This is a genomic window from Limnobaculum allomyrinae (assembly GCF_016649425.1).
In the GTDB taxonomy this organism is placed as follows: Bacteria; Pseudomonadota; Gammaproteobacteria; order Enterobacterales; family Enterobacteriaceae; genus Limnobaculum; species Limnobaculum allomyrinae.
The window spans coordinates 1-2,417 of record NZ_JADRCR010000025.1; the positions used below are offsets into that span (position 1 = coordinate 1).

General features: G+C 41.7%; 3 protein-coding genes and 1 pseudogene. 3 read left to right on the plus strand and 1 reads right to left on the minus strand.

What is annotated here, in order from left to right; all coding sequences use genetic code 11:
- A pseudogene (locus I2494_RS20415) lies at positions 1 to 326 on the plus strand (hypothetical protein); the annotation flags it as partial.
- Positions 327 to 704: 378 nt separating this feature from the next.
- Here I2494_RS20415 and I2494_RS20420 read toward each other — a convergent pair.
- Entirely contained in the window at positions 705 to 1,298 is a 594-nt protein-coding gene (locus tag I2494_RS20420; protein ID WP_218468809.1) for a helix-turn-helix domain-containing protein, read from the minus strand.
- A gap of 104 nt (positions 1,299 to 1,402) precedes the next feature.
- Between I2494_RS20420 and I2494_RS20425 the strand changes: the two genes are divergently transcribed.
- Complete coding sequence (locus I2494_RS20425; RefSeq protein WP_218468808.1) at positions 1,403 to 1,642, plus strand: transcriptional regulator; 240 nt, start codon at positions 1,403 to 1,405, stop codon at positions 1,640 to 1,642.
- A 25-nt stretch (positions 1,643 to 1,667) separates the two neighbouring features.
- Entirely contained in the window at positions 1,668 to 2,216 is a 549-nt protein-coding gene (locus I2494_RS20430; RefSeq protein WP_228351056.1) for a YmfL family putative regulatory protein, read from the plus strand.
- Positions 2,217 to 2,417 lie beyond the last annotated feature (201 nt).

Below are 2,417 nucleotides of genomic sequence, written 5' to 3' on the forward strand. Positions count from 1 at the left end.
GCTCCAAAAAGTATTTGTTACTTATTAGGAAAGCGCCGGATTTAGATGATAAGCCGCTAAAAGAAGAGTTGATTAAGTTAGAGGACTTCGATAGCAAAGTTTGGCACTCATTAGAGTTTGCGGCCTATCAGAGGGCTACCATGGCTCTTGGGCTTAAAGATGAATCACCAGTTAATTTGACCCGTAGAGAAAAAATAATCTCTTGGTTGGCTGGTGGTCTGATTAATCAAAAAGAATACTATGATAAATGCGTCCTTAAGCCCGGTGAAAAAGTTGAGCCATCAGAAGTAGTACCTGATTCGGAAGATGAAAAAGCATCGGTCTAATTGTTAAAGAGCATTTACTTCTATTACTAAGCGAGCCTGATGGTTCGCTTTTTTGTTTGTGGTGTTCAGACTGCACTCTGATCCACCTGATTACACTCCACACAAAAAGTCTGTTTTGTATATGACTAACTATGACTTGGGTAATAACTCAAGTCAAGATGTAAAGTGGTATTTTTTATTATATAGGTAATAATTTAGTTTCAACGTGATGAAAAATATTTTTGTCACATAGATAGGGGTGTGGATTTGGGTGGTATTTGTATGTATGAATATACAGTAGTTTGTGTTATTCAATTATGGGGGGCGTATGGGGATATTATTTAAGAGGGGAAGTGTTGGAAGTTACACTCCCTCCATAGTTGATGATTCTGCTGTGATTTATTTCCGCAATCTTCGAACAAGAATTTGTTCAGCAACACCTATAATCCAAGATGGATCGGTGACCTCTGTAACAGGAATTCTGTCATCATCAACAACTAAGAAGCCATGTATACCCCCATCCAAATAGCGATAGAGGGATATTTCATTCCTAATCATCGTGACTACAAGGTCATCATTACCTGGTGATATAGTGGGATCAACAAGCACTACCGCTCCAGTAGGAGCCTGCGCAATCCCACTATTTTTCTTCAGAATGTAGGCTCGAAAGTGTGACGGGATGCTTTCAGTCCATGAAATAATATTGTCAGTTTGCCCGTTCTCATCCCACACGCAAACTAACTTAGAGGCATCAATTCGTTGTAAGGAGGTTGATGCATCTCCCAGCATGCTCCCAGATCCATTAATTAGCCAATCAGCACTAATACCAAGTGCTGACGCTAGCCTTCCAGAATATTTTGATGTTTCATTTCTTCCGGAAAGTATCTTTGAGATTATTGATTGGTTCACCCCTGCAAGCTTTGACAGTTCACTTTGATTTGTGAGCCCTGTCTCATTCATGGCATGCAAAAGTCTTTCGCGTAGTGTTTTCATATCATGAAAATATTACCTATGTAATTTATAGTCAAATTCCCTATATAATTGACTTTTCCTATGACATAGGTAATCATTAATTATCCATATCATGAGGGGGCAGTATGAATATTGTCATAAAGAAAGCTATTAATATCGCTGGCTCTCAAAAAGAGCTGGCAAGAAGGATTGGTGTTGATCAATCAGCTATTAGCAAATGGTTGAATGGCGGAGGGATACGCTCTCAGTATATTCCCCCTCTAATTGCAGCTACAGATGGAGCATTAACAACAGATGAAATTTTATCTTCGTTAAGTTCTGGTTCATGCGTGCAGGAGAATCCTAACTTACCATCATCAATCTAGTAACCACAACTCAAAGGAGATAACTGTGGGACCTAAACAAAACTGGAAAGCAGAGAAACAGCCAGCCTGGTTAGTTATTGCTATCAAAAAGACAATAGCCGCCTTACCTGGTGGATATTCTGATGCAGCTGAATGGCTGGATGTAACAGAGAACGCCATCTTTAACCGGTTACGGGCTGATGGTGACCAGATTTTCCCAATGGGTTGGGCGCTGGTGCTACAACGTGCGAGTGGTACCACTCATATAGCAGATGCTGTATCTCGGCACTCAAATAGCGTGAATGTGCCACTGGTGGATATTGGTGAAGTGGATAATGACGTTATCAATAATCACCTACTGGACGCTATTACCTGGATGGGTAAGCACTCAGAGAAAGTGAAGTTGGCTATTGCTGATGGGGTAATTGATTTAGCGGAACGGGAATCACTTGAAGATGATAGTCATCAGGTCATAGCTAAGTGGATGGAATATAACACTTTGCTATATCGATATTTTTGTCCGCCCGAAGAAAAGGTTGACGCCCGGAGTGTGCAGCTCGCGGGCGTCGGCGTCAAAAACAACTGTGTGGAGTAATTAACGCATGATCAGTTTAACAACAAAGTTGCATTTTCCGCAACTTCGCGCTGTTCCGTTGGTAGGGCGTGGCGCGTTGTTTCAATATGAGCGTATGGTATCGGGCAGATGGGTACCGTGCAACCACAGCAGAGCAGCAGGAATTGTGGGTGTAGTAAATCGGTGGGGTGGCTTATGCATCATTTAGTCACTCAGCCAACG

Excerpts from the sequence above, each read along its gene's own strand:
- I2494_RS20420 (WP_218468809.1), bottom strand. The coding sequence starts at position 1,298 with ATGAAAACACTACGCGAAAGACTTTTGCATGCCATGAATGAGACAGGG.
- I2494_RS20425 (WP_218468808.1), top strand. The coding sequence starts at position 1,403 with ATGAATATTGTCATAAAGAAAGCTATTAATATCGCTGGCTCTCAAAAA.